Below are 16,840 nucleotides of genomic sequence, written 5' to 3'. Positions count from 1 at the left end.
CCTGATGCGACATGCCGGACGTTTACAGTGGCGCGGCGGTCAGAAGTCGAAGCCGATGCCGACGCGGATGGTGTGGAAGGACTCGCGCAGATTGATCGTCGCGCTGCTCGACGGGGCGCTGCAGCCGGTCGGCGCGACGCAGACGGTGTTGACCGCGACCGTCTTGGTGTAGCTGCCGAAATCGGTGTAGCGATATTCAATACGCGCCTTCCAATTGTCCCACAGCGCGGTCTCGACGCCGACACCGGCGGTGCCGCCGACCCGCGTGTCCGACCAGCTCGCTGACGCCGTTGCCGTGCTGCCGGGCGTGATGACCGGCGGGAACGAGGGGATGATCGTCGTCTGGGTGAGCGCGCCGACATAGGTGAATGAGCCGGAGATGTTGCCTACGGCGAGGCCGGCGGTGCCGTAGACCAGCGTGTCCGGGGTCACCAGCAGGCCGTAACGCAGGCGGAGCGAGGCATCCCAGTTCTGCCGGACCGACCCGAACTTGGTGTCGGACCGGCTGGTGAGACAGGCCGCGTCGAAACAGACCGTCGGCAGCACCTGCAACGCCGAGCTCTCGGCCCGCTTCCACGACCAGTCGGCCTCGACGCCGAAAACGGTATCTCCGAACTGCCAGCGGTATCCCAAGAAGGGTCCGACCGTGTAGCTCAGCGGATGACGGTTGAATGAGAACGGGGTCTCGAAACAGCTCACACCGAATGGATAGGCGGCCGGACAGACATAGGCGCCGGGATCGACGAAGTTGTTGTTGACCGAGCTGACACCGTTGGAGCCGCCGAGCTGCCCGCCGGACCATTTGCTCTTCGAGTTCGTCTGCCGCGACTGCTGCTGCGGCTCCGCTCTTCGCTTCTGGACGGAGACCGGTAGGTCCGCCGCGAAGGCCGGGGCAGCGACTGCGAGAGCGAGTCCGATGATGAGTCCCGAAAGCAAGCGGCTTTGCATGATCGTCCGACGGGTCATTCCAATGATGAACCGATCTTACGGTCCGGCCACGCGATCCGGTACGACAGAGAGCTCAACCCTGGCCGCATCGCGGCATTTTTCAGACCGAGTGTTTCTCGTTTGCCTCATCCAAATGACGGAGGCCATTCGGCGGCACGCCGGGCCAGGTCCCGTCGCCTCAATAACAGGCAGGGAACGATAGCCATGGCGGCCGGATTCCGGCTACGCTACCTTCCGTTGCAAGCCGGACAGCGCTGACGCGCGGCGTCAGTCTCGGCGATTCGGCGCTCGCTGGTGGGGAGCTCGATGTCGGACGCAAACCGCACGGCTGCTGAGGCCGACTCCAGGCAGGTCGATTCCTGGCTGATCACCCGCTGGGTGATCGCCGCCACGGTGTTCGGCATGGTGCTGGGGTTCGCCGCCTGTGTTTTGCTCAGTGAGCGCGCATGGCTGGCCGAGGCGCAGGCCCTGGTCCTCGTCCTGCTGTCGGTGGGCGGCATCGGCGGCTTCGTCGCCATCCTGATGTCGCGGCAGACGCCGAACGGCGAAGCGCAGAACACGTGGCTTCCGGTCGCGATCTTCGCCACCGCCACCATGGCCACGGCGGCCGCGCGCACTGGCCAGCTCTCCTTCGTTCAGGCGGTGCTCGTCGTCATGCTCGGCAGCGTGGCCCTGGTCGCCGCCGCCAACGCCCTGTCATTGTTCCGGCAGGGCGAGGCGATCGAATTCGAGACCAGTTGGGGCGGCCTCGGCAGCGCGCTGGGTGGATGGCGTCTGTCCTCGGCGACCAGCCTGATCGTGTCGGCCTTCCTGTTTGCCTGCTGCGCGATCGTGTCCGTCCAGATCTCGCGCCCGCAAGGCACCACCACCGAGACCAAGGTCGCGAGCGGCAGCGATACCACGACCAAGCCAACGACAACCAACGCGGTCGCGGCGCAGCCGGCTGCGGCTCCGCAGTCCGCGGCAACGCCGAAGCCGTGAGTTCGAGATCAACAGCGTGAGCCAGGCGCAGCCGCCGTGACATTCATCCTCAACGAACGTGACGACCAAGGCGCCGTCGAATGGTTCGGCGAATGGCCGTTTCCCGCGCGCGCGCATTTCATCACCTCGAACGCCTATGACACGCTGATGCGGGAGCTGACCCGCTACGTGAAGGGTGAAGTACCGGGGCGCTCGTTCCTGGTCGCGGGCCATCGCGGTGCCGGCAAGACCTCGCTGGTCCGCCAGGTCGTCGATGACCTCAACCGCTCGATCATCGACAAGGCAGTCAAGACGGCCAGCGCCAAGGGCAGCGATCGGGGACGCATGCTCAATCAGCAGCGGCCGCTGTTGGTGAAGCTCCACGGCCCGAGCCTTCTTCCGGCAGCGACCAGGCCGGCGCCTGCTGCAGACAAGTCCGCCGCGCCGAATAATTCCGAGACCAAGCCCGGCGCCAAGAGCAAGACAAAGACCAAGCCCGAGGTCACGATCGAGATCACGACCGGCGGAGCGCAGATGGCGGAGGGCGGCGGTGAGCCCGCCGCACCTGAACAGCCTGCGCCGGCCGCGCCCGACCTGACGGTGACGGCGCTCGAACAGATCACGGTCGCGCTCTATCGCGCACTCGCCGCGGAGTTCGGGCGGTCCTTCACCAACCATGCGAGAGACGAGATCTATCAGGCCGAGCAGGCCGGCACGCCCCGCGCGCAGGTCGCCGACTATCTGGAGCTCGCCGGTCAGTTTACGCTCGAGCTCGACAACGTTCCCCGCCCGGGCACGCTCCGCGCCTTCTATCGCCGGCTGGGCCGGGTCGATGCCGGCGTGTTGTGGCCTTACGACGTCGGAGCCGCGCTGGCCAAGGCCGGGCTCAACGACCGCGGCATCCGCGAGATCGTCGCACTGGCCACCGCGGCGCAGGCCTTCGAGGTGTGCTCTGGCACGGTCAAATCGACGCAGACCGACAAGGAAAGCCAGTCGCGCGAGCGCAGCTTCGACGTCAAGAACGAGGCTGTCTTCAAGGACGCGATCAACAAGGTCGCGGGCCTCGCGGTCGGCGCCGGCGTCGGCGCGCTGAGCGTGGACACCCTGGGTGCGCCGGCGGCGATCGTGCTCGGTCTCGGCGCATGGCTGCTCGGCACGCTGACGCTGAATTGGACGAGCAAGCGCACGGCCAAGTCCGAGCGGTCGATCGACTACACTTTCGTCCGCAATCGCGACAAGCAATCGCTCGAACGCGACCTTCCTGTCGTGATCGAGCGCGTCCGCGAAGCCGGCCTGGCACCGGTCTTCATGCTCGACGAGCTCGACAAGCTGGACGATGCGGCAACCTCGATTTCGACCCTGATCAAGAATCTGAAGCATTTGACGACCGATTTCGGATGCTTCTGCTTCCTGACCGACCGCAAGTATTATGACGCGCTGATGGACAAGGTCGAGCGCGAGGCGTTTCCGGTCGAGCACACCTATTTCAGCCATTTCCTGTTCATTCTTCCGCATCCCGACCGTTTCGTGGAATTCCTGCGCGCCATCACCATCTGGGTGCCGGCGTCGCAGCAGGATCTGCCGGACGAAGCGGCACGCGCGATCTTCGGGCTGTTCGTGCTGCACCGGTCCAAGCTGAACATGGCCGAGGTTCTGCGCGAGCTGGCGGAGCAGTGCGACGTCGACGGACGGCTGCGGCGGACGCCTGCGGATCTGAAGCGGCTCGAATACACGTTCGCGGCCAGCATCCAGTTGGCCATCGGACTGATCCTCAAGCGCGACGGCATCCGGCAGCGGATCGAGGCGGAGCCGCGCTTCATGCAATTGGCGATCGACGCCCTCTACCTGTTGTCACGCGCCTGGGAAAAGAAGCAGGCGAAAGTCAAGCTCGACCGGGCCGCGATCGTCGATTGCCTGCTCGAACGGAGCGGAGCTCCGGCGGCACGCGAAGGCGAAACCGCCGAGCAGCGCCTGCTTCGCAGCGGCGTCGGCCCCCTCGACCTCGACCTGATCGATCGCAGCGTCGCAGCCTTTGCCGAACTGGTTTGCGACTGCGTCGAGCTGAAGGATGAGCTGTCGAAGGATGGCCGCTCGGACATGGCCGCGATCATCCCGCAGCCGAACCTGATCGAGCGCATCGGAGACACGCGCGAGTACAAGTTCATCTACGACATGTATGGCGAAGAGGTCGTCGTCCGCGACAAGCTGCGGAGTGCGCTCGCCGCTGCAGGACTGCCGACGGCGATCAAGAAGCAGATCGACGATCCACTGGAATTCCTCAGTGCGCTCACCGCGGCGCTGGGCACGCACGGAATGGACATCCAGGATCTGATCACGCTGCAGATTCTCCCAGCGACGGTCGACGTAGCCGAACTCGATCGGGCCAAGCGGCGGCTCGACGATGCCAGCAAATTCGACCGGCCCTATGACGGAATGGCGAAGGATCTTCCGCTGATCGGAGCCGTCATCGGCTTTGCCCGACAGAACGGCATCAAGCTCGCGGCGCTGTTCCGCCTGGCCTGCCAGGTGTCAGCCGACGCGCGCCCGTCCGGAAGCCCCGAGCTGATGCCGCTCCGCGTCGCTCTCAAGGCCGTTGCGCGCTATGTCGATCTCCAGGCGTTCTTTCAGCAGTCGGACACGTTCGTCATCATGCTCGATGCGATCACCGGCCGCCCGGCGGACCCGCAGGGCCCAGCACTGACAGATGACGTCCAGTCGGTGAAGGATTGGTCGGCAAACCTGAAGACACTCAGCCAGGGTCTGACAAACAGCACACCGGCCATCGAAGCCTATCGCCGCCCGCAACTCTGGAGCGTCTGGCGGGACCGGGTCTTCAAGCATCTGATCTCGGCGTCATCGCTGGTCGAGCCGCCGAGCTATGCCGATATCGTCTGCGCCGCGGCAGAGGAGTCTCCCGGCAACCTGTTTCAGCGCAACCTCGCCAACATGAGTCTGGCTCAGTGGAGCAGGATCTGCGTATTGGGCTTCTCGTCGCCGGATGACGGTTATGCACCACGCTGGTTGTTCCTCGCCGCGTTGGCGGCGCTCGGCTTCGGGCGCCGCCTGCTCGCCGAGGCGGCAAGCCTGCTCGACGGGCCGGAGCAGGAGGATTGGGCGCTCATCATCATGCAATCTCCCGAGCGGAAGGAGGGCCACCTCCTGGTGTTCCAGAACGAGAGCACCAGCATCGCATCGGAGCCGCCAAAGCTCGATCCGTCGCCCGACAGCCGGCCATTGCTGGCCCTTCCGGAAGGTGAGCTAGAGGCGTATGATGACGTGCTGGGCTGGTTGATCCGGCGCAAGGCGCTGGAAGCCACCATATTCGAAGAGGCCAGCCTCGATGTCTGACAGCACGAAGAAGCCGACGGTGCGCGAGAGCTCCGTCCCGTCGTCTCTCTCGGAGTTGCCGAGTTTTCGCATCACCTCGAAGAGCTCGTCCTCGCGCGCGGACAGCGAGCGGCCCGACATCGCGTTCGGTGTGCGGTCCTTGGACGATCTCTATGAGAAATTCTCGCGCGGCTTCACCGATCCCGAACGGTCCAAGCCGACCCCGCGGGGGCCGGTTAAAAAACGGCGCTGAGCCGGTTCAAAGGCCGTCGGCGCCGCACTACTCCGCCGCGGCCGTGTGCGCTGCCTGGTGCCACAACACGATCTCGCGCGGGATCTGATCGAGCGCCACGACCTTCTCGGCGGCGCCCAAGGCGATCGCTTCCTTCGGCATGCCGAACACGACGCAACTTTCCTCGTTCTGTGCGCGCGTGGCGGCGCCGAGCTTGCGCATCTCCAGAAGGCCGCGGGCGCCGTCGTCGCCCATGCCGGTCATGATCACGCCGAGCGCATTGCGGCCGGCATATTGCGCGGCGGAGCGGAACAGCACGTCGACCGACGGACGGTGACGCGAGACCGGCGGCCCGTCCTTGACTGCGATATGATAGCGCAGGCCTGATCGCTGCAGCAGCATGTGGCGGGCGCCCGGGGCGATATAGGCGCAGCCGGCCTGCACGGTCTCGCCGTCCTCGGCCTCCTTGACATTGATGGCGCAGAGCCCGTCGAGCCTGCGTGCAAACGCCAGGGTGAAGCCGGGCGGCATGTGCTGCACCACCAGGATGCCAGGGCTGTCGGCAGGCAGAGCCATGAGCACCTCGGCGAGCGCCTCGGTCCCGCCCGTCGACGCGCCGATGCAGACGATGCGCTCGGTCTTCGGCCGCGCGCGGGTCTCCACCGGCGGCGGCAGCATCGCATCGGCGGTCAGCTTCTTCTCGACGACCAGGGGGCGCGCGGTGCGCTGCTTGACGCGGGCACGCGCCGCCGACTTCACCGCATCGCGCAGCCGTCCCGATGCCTCCACCAGCGATTGGCGCGTATCGACGCGCGGCTTGGGCACGATGTCGACCGCGCCCGCCTCGAGCGCCTCGAAGGCGAGCTGCGATCCCTTCTCCGTGGCAGCGGAGCAGATCACGACGGGGATCGGCCGCTGCGCCATGATCTTGCGCAGGAAGGTCAGGCCATCCATCTTCGGCATCTCGATGTCGAGCAGGATGACGTCGGGCAACTCCTTCTCGAGCCGGCGCGCCGCGGCGAATGGATCGGCCGCCGCTCCCATGACCTCGATGTCGGGATCCTCGCTGAGGATCGTCGTCACGACCTGCCGGACCGACGCGGAATCGTCGACGATCAGAACACGTACCTTCTGGCTGGTCATGCGTTCGCCCCCCCTTAGACCCTGAAGATCGTCGGTCGGACCTGTGTGAGACCAGGGACGACATTGTGAACCATCGATTCGGAATGACCGACCATCAGATAGCCGCCCGGCCGCAGGTGCGAGGCCAGCTGGGTCACGACCTTGCGCTGGGTCGGCTTGTCGAAATAGATGAGAACGTTGCGGCAGAAGATGATGTCGACGTCGCGATCGACCGGATAGGTCGGTGACATCAGGTTCATGCGCTGGAAACTGACGCGGCTGCGCAGCTCCGGGACCACGCGGCACTCGGCGCGAGCCGGCTCGCGCGAACGCAGGAAGTAGCGCTTCGCCAGCGACTCCGGCACGGGCTTCAGGGCCTCGATGTCGTAGATCGCCTTCTGCGCCATGCGCAGCACCGGATTGGAGATGTCGGTGCCGAGAACACGGAAATCGATGCGTGATCCGCTGCGGACCATGTCGTCCAGCACGATCGCCATCGTATAGGCTTCCATTCCCATCGAAGCCGCGGCGCTCCACACCTTCAGCTTATGCACGCGATCGGCGCCGCCGCGCTGCTTGATCAGCTCGGGCACCGCCGTCTGGCGCATGAAATCGAAATGCGCGGGCTCGCGAAAGAAATCGGTCTTGTTGGTGGTGACGACGTCGATCAGGTGGATCAGCTCGTCCTCGAACTGGCTGGCGTCGAACAGGGCATCGACATACTCGCTGATATCCGACAGGCCGAGCGCGCGCACCCGCTTCAGCAGCCGGCCTTCCAGCATGAAACGCTTGCCCTGCGGGATCTTGATCCCGACCTGAGCTTCGATCAGTTGCGCGAGCGCGCGGAAATGCGGCTCCGAGAGCGTTCCGCCGACATAGGCGTTCGCCCAGGCAGGCTTAAGCTGCGGCTGGGGCATGACCACCAGGGATGGCTGCGGCCGGCAGGCCGGTATGGGCCATCAGCTTGGCCAGATCGAACAGCACGACGAACTTGTCTCCCTTGCGTCCGATGCCGGAGATGTAGTCGGACGTCCAGCGGCCGCCGACCTCGGGGACCGGCTCGACGGTGGATTCGTCGATGTCGGTGACCTCGAACACGCAATCGGCGACGAAGCCGACACCGACCAGCCGATTGCCGACCGGCACGTCGAGGATGATGATCCGTGTCGCTTCCGTCGCCGCGACGCTCGGCAGGTCGAGCTTGAGCCGGAGGTCGACGATCGGATAGCCGCTGCCGCGCACGTCGATCATGCCGAGCAGGAAATGCGGCGCGTGCGGCAGCCGCGAGATCGGCCTCATGTCGAGGATCTCGCGGACGTTGCGGATGCCGATGCCGAACGTTTCGCCGGCAAGACCAAGCGTGAGATATTGAGACGTTTCGGCCATGCTCTGCCCTGCTCCCTCCTGGCGCAGCCGGGGACCGGCGCGCGCCACCGCGCCGTCAGGCTCCACGCCGGAAATCTTCGTCGCGCTCGTCCTCGCCATCCTCGAGGCTGAACGAGAAGCCGCCGCCTCCGGCCGCCTTGACCGCGCGCGCGGGCTTGGCCTTCGGCATCGGCTTCTTGGCACCGCGGTCGGCGGCAGCCATGCTCGCGGCCTTGCCGCGCAGCTGGGTGACGGCCGCGTCGATCGGCGCGTCCTCGACGTCGCCGGCGCGCTGGTCGATGCGGAAGAAGGCGATCGTCGCCTGCAGCTGATCGGCCTGCGCCGCGAGCTCCTCGGATGTCGCCGACACCTGCTCGGAGGCGCTGGCGTTCTGCTGGCCGACCTGGTCGAGCTGCTGGATCGCCTGGTTGATCTGCGCCGCGCCGACGTCCTGCTCGCGGCAGGCCACCGTGATCTCGAGCACGAGCTCGGCCGTCCGCTTGATGTCCGGCACCAGCTTCGACAGCATCCCGCCGGCGTCCTGCGCGACCTTGAGGGTGTCGCTGGACAGTTGGCCGATCTCGGTCGCCGCCGCCTGGCTGCGCTCGGCGAGCTTGCGCACCTCGGAGGCGACCACCGCAAAGCCCTTGCCGTGCTCGCCCGCGCGCGCCGCCTCGACCGCGGCGTTGAGCGCCAGCAGGTCGGTCTGCCGCGCGATCTCCTGCACGATCGTGATCTTGCCGGCGATGGTCTGCATCGCCTCCACGGCGCGGCCGACCGCGGTGCCGCTGGCCTCCGCATCCTTGGCGGACTGCGCCGCGATCTTCTCGGTCTGGCTGGCGTTCTCGGCATTCTGTTTGACGTTCGCCGCCATCTCTTCCATCGCCGACGACGCCTCCTCGGCCGAAGACGCCTGCTCGGTCGCGCCCTGCGACAGCTGCTCGGCGCTGGCCGACAGTTCCTGGCTGCCTGCCGACACGTTCTGCGCCGCTGTGAGCGCCTCCGACACGATCTGACGCAGCCGCTCGACCATGCGCTCCAGCGCCATGCCGAGCGTATCCTTGTCCGACATCCGCTTCGCCTCGATGATGAGATTGCCGTTGGCGATCTCATCGGCGACCTTCGCCATCTTGTTCAGGTTCACCGTCATCACGTTCAGCGAATTGATGAGGTCGCCGACCTCGTCATTGCTCTTGTGCGAGATGGTCTGGCTGAGGTCGCCGATCGCCACCGCCTCGGCGAGACCGACGGCGCGGGAGAGACCGCGGCTGATGTTGATCGCGATCCAGAGTGCGGCGAACACGCCGAGCAGCAGCGCCGCGCCGAGCAGGCTGATCAGCAGCAGCTGCGCGCGGGCGCCATCGGCCCTGGCCTGCTCGGCGCGCGATGCCATCAGCCCCTGGACGTAGTGCACATACTCCTCGAGTGAGGTGGTGGTCTGCCCGACCGCCTTGCGCACCTCCGTCATCGAATGGACCGCGCCTTTGGCGCGATCGGCCCGGCCGAGCTTCAAGCCTTCATCCTGCGCGGCGGTGAAGGCGGCAAAATGGGTGGTGAACTGATCCAGCAGCTTGCGCCCGTTCTCGGTCGCGACCGCGTAGATCTCGTCCTTGGTCTTGGCCATCGCCGTGCGCAAGGTCGCGATCTCCGCCGAAAAGCGGTCGAACTCGGCGTCCGTCGCCGTCAGCAGCGCGTTCTTCTCGGCGCGCACCTGGAGCAGCAGCTTCGTCTCCAGCTCCATCGCCTTTTCCATCCGCCCCGCGGCCCCGACGATCGTCTCCGTCGTCGCGATCGTATCCGACAGCTTCATGTAGCCGACCGCGCCCGCGATCATCGACAGCAGGATCACGACACCGAACGATGCCGCCAGTTTGGCCTTGACCGTGAATCTCATAATTGCCCCTCGGAAGTCTGGTCTGACTAATTCAGAATGCGTTCCATGTTCGGTACGATGACGAACTCGTCGCGCCACTTGGTGATGCAGCGGATGAACTCCGGCTTCCAGTTCACGCCGACGCGCGGCGTCTGCTGCGTATCGGCGTGGAAGATCTCGGTCACCTCGTAGACCTTGTCGGCGATGACCCCGACCATGACCGGCTCGTCCTCGACCGGGACCTCGATCACCACGATGCGGGTGTCGCCCGACACCTCCGTCACCGGCATGCCGAAGCGCAGCCTGAGATCGGCGAGCGGGACGATGTTGCCGCGGACGTTGATGATACTCGGCACGAAGGGCCTTGCGCCCGCGACCTGCGTCGCCGGCACGGGATCGATGATCTCGCGCACGATCGCGGCATCGAGCGCGAACTTCTCGTCGCCGAGCCCGATCATGACGACCTGGACGGCGGCGTCGATCGTCGCGGCGGCGGCTTGCTCGGCGTGCGGTCCCATCAGGCGGCCTCGTTGAGATGATGCTTATCGGCATGCGTCTGGGCGAGTCCGACCAGCTGCGGCACGTCGAGGATCAGCGCGGCCGTGCCGTCGCCGAGGATCGTCGCGCCGGAGAAGATCGTGACGTCGGAGTGCAGCTTGGAGAGCGACTTGATGACGGTCTGGTGGCTGCCGATGATCTGGTCGGCGACCAGGCCGACGCGGGACTCGCCCGTCGAGACGATGATCGTCTTCTGATAGTCGTCCGGCGCGCCGCGCGCATGCAGGATGTCGCGCAGCATCAAATACGGCACGAGATCGCCACGGATGTTGAGGAAGTGGCGGCCGCGCGCGCGCTGATCGGCAGCGGTGAGTTCGACGCATTCCTCGACCGCCGACAGCGGAATGATGTAGCGGGCGTCGCCGACCCGGATCATGAGCCCTTCGATGATCGCGAGCGTCAGCGGCAGGCGCAGCGTCACCGTGGTGCCCTCGCCCGGCCGAGTCGCAAGGTCGATGGTGCCGCGCATCGTCTCGATGGTGCGCTTGACGACGTCCATGCCGACGCCGCGACCCGACAGCGCCGAGATGGTCTGCGCGGTCGAGAATCCCGGATGGAACATGAACTGGTGGATGTCGGCGTCCGAGAGCGCCGCACCCGGCGCGATCAGCCCCTGCTCTTCCGCCTTGGTGCGGATCCGGGCGGTGTTGAGCCCGCCGCCATTGTCGCGCACCGTCACCAGCACCTGCGCGCCGGAGTGCACGGCATGCAGCTCGATACGGCCACGTTCGGTCTTGCCGGCGGCCGCCCGCGCGTCCGTCTGCTCGATGCCATGGTCAATCGCATTGCGGATCAGATGCACCAGGGGATCGGCGAGACATTCGATCATGGTCTTGTCGAGCTCGGTGTCCTCGCCCGACGTCACGAAATCGACCGGCTTGGCCAGGTCGCGCGAGAGATCATGGACCAGGCGGCGGAAGCGGCCGAACAGCGAGCCGATCGGCACCATGCGCGCGCCCATCGTGGTATCGCGCAGGCTCGCGGCAAGGCGCTCGATCTCCTCCGCGATCAGCTTGATCGAGACGTCGGCGCTGCCGGCGGCAAGCTGGCTCAGCCGCGCCTGCGCGATCACAAGTTCGCCGACGCGGTCCATCATCTCGTCGAGACGCCGCGCCTGCACGCGCACGGTGGCATTGCCGCTGGCGTCGCTGCGCTTCGGCTCGTCACGACGCCGCTCCGCGCTACGCTCCTGATCCTGGCTCTCGCTTGCGCTCTGGCGCGGCGTCGCCGTGGCGGCCGGCGCCTCGGTCAGCGTCTGCGTCCGCGTCTCGGGCGCGGCCGGCTGCAGCGGCGGCGCGGCAACGGTCGGCCCGGCCACAGGCGGCAGCTCATTGAGCGACAGCGGCGTGGCCGTCAGCTTCATCTCCTCGGCGACGAACATGAAGATGTCGTCGATGATCTCGCGGCTGCATGTTGAATGCAGCGTCACGTCCCATTTGAGATAGCAATCCTCGGGCTGCAGTTCGTCGAGCAGCGGAACGGCATCGGTCAGCGCCACCGCGAAGCAGGGACCGAGCTTGCTCAGGTCGTCGAGGAAGTGCAGCGGATTGGAGCCGTTGCGGAGGATGTGGTGCTCGAATTCGAGCTGCAGGCGCCAGCCGGCCTGTGCTGCAGGTTCGGCTGTAACGGCGGCGACGGCCGCAGGCTGCGTCTCGGCCGGCGCGCCGGTCGGCGCCACGAAGCGCCTGAGATCGTCGAGAATGCCGTCGCCGATGATGTCATCGGTGCTGTCGGGCGACTGGACGAGCGAACGGATGTAGTCCTTGGCCGCGAGCGCCACCGAGATGAGATCGCGCGTCGGCGTGATCTCGCCGCGGCGGACCCTGTCGAACGCCGTCTCGAATTCATGTGTGAACAGCGCGACCCGCTCGAAGCCGAACATCGAGCCCGAGCCCTTGATCGTATGCAGCGCACGGAAGGCGCAGTCGACGAGTTCGCGATCGTCAGGCTGATCGCACAGATCCAGCAGCGCCCCTTCGAGCGTGTCGAGGAGCTCGGCGGCTTCCTGCCGGAACGACTCGGTCCAATCCGGCCTGCTCATGGCTGCATACCGCTTTGGGAGGTCGGAGAGCGGGTCATCAGCGCGATTCGATCTGGCTGGTGAAATGATGATCGCCGTCCGCAAGACCGGCGCGCCTGATGACGTTGCACAACACCTGCGACGGCGCGGTGAGCGCGACCGCGCGTCCCTGCTCGCGACCGGTCTTGGCGGTCGAGATCAGGAGCTGGATCGACGTCACGTCGGCGCGGTCGACGCAGGAGCCATCGATCTCGAGCGCAGCGTGCTGTCCGAACGCATCGCGGATCAGCTCGTGTACTTCGCGGATCGCTGAGATACTGCAGTCGGCCGGTAGTTTTACGGACTCTTTCGACTTCACGTCCTCGGACACGAACGACTCTCCACCGGAACAAGACGGCGGCATCGTTGCGAGGACGGGCTTAGAGATTCACTAAAATCAAAGGGGAATTCTAGGACCCCCGGAGTTTACCGGGTGATCCAAATGACGGCCATACGCGTGCTCGCGTGCATTCACGCGGAATGATCGAGACAAAACAGTGATGAGATCGCTGCGACATACGTTGTTAGTTCGAGCCCGAACGGCCGAATGCGTCAATCTGGCGCAGCACGACGGACGGCCTGTCGCGCCGCAAGGCCTCAGTCGCGCACGCGCCCTGTGCGCGACTTCTGCAGTTCGCGCGCCACGATGAGCTTCTGCACCTCGGTCGCACCTTCGTAGATTCGCAACGCGCGGATTTCGCGGTACAGGCTTTCGACGATCTCGCCCTTGCGCACGCCGCGGCCGCCGAACATCTGCAGCGCGCGATCGATGACGCGCTGTGCGGTCTCGGTCGCGGCGAGCTTGGCCATGGCGGCCTCGCGCGTCGTCGGCAGCTTCTGCACGTCACGCCGCCAGGCCGCGCGATAGGTCAGCAGTGCGGCCGCGTCGGTCTCCGTCGCCATCTCGCCGAACGCCGCCTGCGTCATCTGCAGATCGGCCAGCGCACCGCCGAACATCTTGCGGCTCGAGGCATGCGCCAGCGACTCGTCGAGCGCGCGGCGGCCGAAGCCGAGTGCCGCGGCGGCCACCGACGCGCGGAAGATGTCGAGCGTCTGCATCGCCAGCTTGAAGCCGCCGCCGGGCGCGCCGAGTCGCCGGCTCGCCGGGATGCGGCAGTTCTGCAGCCGCAAGGTCGCCAGCGGATGCGGCGCGATCACCTCGATGCGCTCGGCGATGGAGAAGCCGGGATCGTCGGGGAAGACGACGAAGGCGGAGATGCCGCGCGCGCCGGGCGCTTCGCCGGTGCGGGCGAACAGCGTGTAGACGTCGGCGATGCCGCCATTGGAGATCCAGGTCTTCTCGCCGTCGAGCACGTAGGCGTCGCCGTCCAGCCGCGCGGCGCAGGCCATCGCGGCGACATCCGAGCCTGCGTCCTTCTCCGACAGCGCGAAGGCGGCGAGCCATTCACCCGATCGCACCTTGGGCAGCACGCTGGCGCGCAGCTCCGGCGAGCCGCCAAGCGCGATCGCGCCGGAGCCCAGGCCCTGCATGGCGAAGGCGAAGTCGGCGAGGCCGTCGGCATAAGCGAGCGTCTCGCGCGACAGGCAGATCGCGCGCGAGTCGATGGCGCCGGCATCCGCGTCGGGCGACACCACGGCGCTGTCGAGCAACCCCGCCGCGCCGAGCGCACGCACGATCTTGCGGCAGGCGGCGTCGACGTCGCCATGATCGACATCGTCGAGCTGTCCGGAGGCGACGAAGCCGTCGAGCCTTTCACACAGCGCGCGATGCTTCGGCTCGAAGAACGGCCAGTCGAGCCAGTCGCGCGGGATCACCTTGGCCGATGCACTCATGATGACGGACCTGTCTGCCAATTATTTTAAATGTAAAATAATTGGCAGACGATCGAGCTGTCAAGATTACGCTGAACCGCCTCCACCTCGTCATGCCCGGGCTCGTCCCGGGCATCCACGTGGTTCTCAGCATGCCGGACGGCGTGGATGGCCGGGACAAGCCCGGCCATGACGGCGGAGACAGTTGAGCTTCAGCGAAGCCTTAGGGGAAGTCCGCTACTCCGCCGCCTTGGCCATCTTGCCGAACACGCGGGTCGGCGCCGGGAAGCCGCAGGACGTGCCGTCGGTCACCTTGACCTGATCTTCCCACGGCAGGCGGTAGGTGCCCGCGACCATGTCCTGCATGAAGGTGTAGGGGCAGTCCATCGCGCCGCCTTTCACCGCGACATAGCCGCGATGCCAGAGCTGATAGATGTTGTTCTCGACGCCCCAGCCGATGCGCGCCTCGCGCACGAGATCGGGGCGCACTTCGGCGGTGATGATCTCGTCGACGCGGCCGGTGGTGCCATGCGCGAGAATGCTGCCGTCGAAATTGACGATCATGCCCTCGCCCATGGAATCGAACGAGCCGTCGGAGCCGCACATGCAGACATTGGCCGTCACCATCAGGTTCTGGAACGCATTGGCCTGGTTGGTGAAGCGCCAGCTCTCGCGGATCGGCGCGGTGTAGCCTGCCGTCCGGATCATGATCTCGGCGCCCTTGTAGGCGCATTCCCGCGCCATCTCCGGGAACATGCCGTCATGACAGATGATCAGTGCGATCTTGGCGCCGCGCGGCCCCTCGATCACGGGAATGCCGAGATCGCCGGGCTCCCACGGCTCGACCGGAATCCACGGATGCAGCTTGCGATAATACAGCTTGATGTCGCCATTGCTGTCGATGATCAGGCCGGAATTATAGGGATTGCCGTCGGGGTTGTACTCCATGATCGAGAAGCAGCCCCAGATCTTGTTGTCGATGCACGCCTGCTTGAAGGCTGCGACCTCCGGCCCGTCGAGCCGGCACATGATGTCCGGATTGGTGTCCATCGACAGGCCGTGAAGCGAATATTCCGGGAAGACCACGAGGTCCATGGTGCCGAGATTGCGCCGGGCCTTGCCGACCGTCCAGACGATCTTCTCGGTCTGCCGCGCGAGATCGTCCTTGGTCACGACGACCGGCAGCTGCAGCTGCACCAGTCCGATGACCACACCGTGATCGGATTTGTTGAGACCGCCTAACCCATTCATGCCGGACCTCCCTCGATGTCGCCGCCTGTTCGGGACGTTGCGCCCAACACAACCACGATTTCACCGGCGCGGCGCGCCGATATTTCAGCCCACGCAGTGCCGCTTGAGGAGGCAGTTCCCGTGGCAGTTCCCTGGGATCAGCCGGGGAGCTGTTGCAGGCGTTGCCGGAACCGCGCGAGCGCGCGGCCGAACACGGCCTCGTCGGCGGTCGCGCGCGCCAGCACCAGGGCGCCCTGAATGCCGAGCACCACCTCTTCGGCATGATCGATGGCCTGGTCGGCCGGCCAGCCGGCGCGCATCAGCGCATCGCGCAAGCTTGCGATCCAGCGCGTAAAATAGCTGGCGATATCGGCCGCGAAGCGATCGCGCGTCTCGTCGAGCGCGAAGGCGCCGACGAGGCACACACGGCGGCCGGACCGGAAGTAGTCGTCGACACCCCGCCACATCTGCGCGACGGCGTCGTCGGGCGGACCGTCGCGCAGCGGCGCATAGATCTCGCGCTCGAACCAGCCGTCGACATGCGCCAGCACGGCGCGCGCCATCTCATCCTTCCCGCCCGGGAAGAAATGATACAGGCTGCCCTTGCCGAGGCCCGTCTTCTCGGTGATGCGGCTGAGCGAGGTGCCCTCGAAGCCGAACTCGCGGAACACCTCGGCGATCAGCGGCACGACATCGGCGCGCTCATAGAGCGTCCGCATGGCGCGCGTGCTCAGAGACCGAGGTCGGACAGGCCCGGATGATCGTCCGGGCGCCGTCCAAGCGGCCAATGGAATTTGCGGTCAGCCTCCTTGATCGGGAGATCGTTGATGCAGGCGTAGCGCCGCTGCATCAGGCCTTCGGCGTCGAACTCCCAGTTCTCATTGCCATAGGACCGGAACCAGTTGCCGCTATCGTCGTGCCACTCATAGGCGAAGCGGACTGCGATCCTGTCGTCGCTATGAGCCCAGATCTCCTTGATCAGCCGGTAGTCCAGCTCCTTCGCCCATTTGCGGGTGAGGAAGGCGACGATCTCGGCGCGGCCGTTGATGAACTCGGCGCGATTCCGCCAGCGGCTGTCGGGCGTGTAGACCTTGGACACCCGCTCGGGATCGCGGCTGTTCCAGCCGTCCTCGGCCATTCGGACTTTCTGGATAGCGGTTTCGAGCGTGAACGGCGGAACGGGCGGGGCCATATCGAATCTCCTGTGTACTGATATGAACACTCTGTACCTTTCGGTACAACGCGCGTCAAGCGCAATGGCAAGGCTGGGCCGCGCTACCGCTGCGTGCATCGAACGAACGGCCGCGGTGCCGCTCTACCAATCGGCGATATGTGACAGTCAGCACGCTTGTGTGCTCAACGGAAATTCGATGTTCTGCTAAGGGGACGCCAA

At 66.0% G+C, this 16,840-nt stretch carries 15 protein-coding genes; 3 read left to right on the top strand and 12 right to left on the bottom strand.

All coding sequences use genetic code 11. The features are described 5' to 3' along the window. Positions 1 to 39 precede the first annotated feature (39 nt). On the bottom strand, positions 40 to 936 hold the full coding sequence (locus ACQR0Z_RS01685) for an outer membrane protein (protein WP_434917474.1): 897 nt from the start codon (positions 934 to 936) through the stop codon (positions 40 to 42). 318 nt (positions 937 to 1,254) lie between these two features. On the opposite strand from ACQR0Z_RS01685, the gene ACQR0Z_RS01680 reads away from it, so the two are divergent. The 3 genes from ACQR0Z_RS01680 to ACQR0Z_RS01670 are packed head-to-tail and all read left to right on the top strand — an operon-like array spanning position 1,255 to position 5,488. Beyond that, a complete protein-coding gene (locus ACQR0Z_RS01680) occupies positions 1,255 to 1,929 on the top strand; it encodes a hypothetical protein (protein WP_434917473.1) in 675 nt (224 codons plus the stop codon). A 36-nt stretch (positions 1,930 to 1,965) separates the two neighbouring features. Further along, positions 1,966 to 5,256 carry a hypothetical protein gene (locus tag ACQR0Z_RS01675; RefSeq protein WP_434917472.1) on the top strand — a complete coding sequence of 1,097 codons (3,291 nt, stop codon included), beginning with the start codon at positions 1,966 to 1,968 and terminating at the stop codon, positions 5,254 to 5,256. Continuing rightward, entirely contained in the window at positions 5,249 to 5,488 is a 240-nt protein-coding gene (locus ACQR0Z_RS01670; RefSeq protein WP_434917471.1) for a hypothetical protein, read from the top strand. Before ACQR0Z_RS01675 ends, ACQR0Z_RS01670 begins: the two co-directional genes overlap by 8 nt. A 27-nt stretch (positions 5,489 to 5,515) precedes the next feature. On the opposite strand, the gene ACQR0Z_RS01665 is transcribed toward ACQR0Z_RS01670, so the two are convergent. From ACQR0Z_RS01665 to ACQR0Z_RS01615, 11 genes are all read right to left on the bottom strand, one after another. Further along, entirely contained in the window at positions 5,516 to 6,610 is a 1,095-nt protein-coding gene (locus ACQR0Z_RS01665) for a protein-glutamate methylesterase/protein-glutamine glutaminase (RefSeq protein ID WP_434917470.1), read from the bottom strand. Positions 6,611 to 6,624: 14 nt separating this feature from the next. Continuing rightward, positions 6,625 to 7,506 (bottom strand): CheR family methyltransferase, encoded by an 882-nt coding sequence (locus ACQR0Z_RS01660; RefSeq protein ID WP_434917469.1) that lies wholly within the window; start codon positions 7,504 to 7,506, stop codon positions 6,625 to 6,627. Further along, entirely contained in the window at positions 7,487 to 7,975 is a 489-nt protein-coding gene (locus tag ACQR0Z_RS01655; RefSeq protein ID WP_434917468.1) for a chemotaxis protein CheW, read from the bottom strand. Before ACQR0Z_RS01655 ends, ACQR0Z_RS01660 begins: the two co-directional genes overlap by 20 nt. A gap of 55 nt (positions 7,976 to 8,030) precedes the next feature. After that, a complete protein-coding gene (locus tag ACQR0Z_RS01650; RefSeq protein WP_434917467.1) occupies positions 8,031 to 9,848 on the bottom strand; it encodes a methyl-accepting chemotaxis protein in 1,818 nt (605 codons plus the stop codon). Positions 9,849 to 9,874: 26 nt separating this feature from the next. Continuing rightward, positions 9,875 to 10,345 (bottom strand): chemotaxis protein CheW, encoded by a 471-nt coding sequence (locus ACQR0Z_RS01645; protein ID WP_434917466.1) that lies wholly within the window; start codon positions 10,343 to 10,345, stop codon positions 9,875 to 9,877. Further along, positions 10,345 to 12,426: a chemotaxis protein CheA gene (locus ACQR0Z_RS01640; protein WP_434917465.1), complete on the bottom strand. Its 2,082-nt coding sequence runs from the start codon at positions 12,424 to 12,426 to the stop codon at positions 10,345 to 10,347. Before ACQR0Z_RS01640 ends, ACQR0Z_RS01645 begins: the two co-directional genes overlap by 1 nt. A gap of 37 nt (positions 12,427 to 12,463) precedes the next feature. Beyond that, positions 12,464 to 12,808 (bottom strand): STAS domain-containing protein, encoded by a 345-nt coding sequence (locus tag ACQR0Z_RS01635; protein WP_434917464.1) that lies wholly within the window; start codon positions 12,806 to 12,808, stop codon positions 12,464 to 12,466. A gap of 233 nt (positions 12,809 to 13,041) precedes the next feature. Then, complete coding sequence (locus ACQR0Z_RS01630; RefSeq protein WP_434917463.1) at positions 13,042 to 14,238, bottom strand: acyl-CoA dehydrogenase family protein; 1,197 nt, start codon at positions 14,236 to 14,238, stop codon at positions 13,042 to 13,044. A 216-nt stretch (positions 14,239 to 14,454) separates the two neighbouring features. Beyond that, complete coding sequence (locus ACQR0Z_RS01625) at positions 14,455 to 15,468, bottom strand: formamidase (RefSeq protein ID WP_434917462.1); 1,014 nt, start codon at positions 15,466 to 15,468, stop codon at positions 14,455 to 14,457. 137 nt (positions 15,469 to 15,605) lie between these two features. Continuing rightward, a complete protein-coding gene (locus ACQR0Z_RS01620; protein ID WP_434917461.1) occupies positions 15,606 to 16,166 on the bottom strand; it encodes a TetR/AcrR family transcriptional regulator in 561 nt (186 codons plus the stop codon). Between the two features lie 11 nt (positions 16,167 to 16,177). Further along, positions 16,178 to 16,639: a DUF1348 family protein gene (locus ACQR0Z_RS01615; RefSeq protein ID WP_434917460.1), complete on the bottom strand. Its 462-nt coding sequence runs from the start codon at positions 16,637 to 16,639 to the stop codon at positions 16,178 to 16,180. Between the last annotated feature and the right edge of the window lie 201 nt (positions 16,640 to 16,840).

Source organism: Bradyrhizobium sp. HKCCYLS3077, from assembly GCF_051167555.1.
GTDB lineage: Bacteria > Pseudomonadota > Alphaproteobacteria > Rhizobiales > Xanthobacteraceae > Bradyrhizobium.
The sequence above is the reverse complement of the archived record's forward strand: the minus strand, read 5'-3'. Positions and strand labels throughout refer to the sequence as shown.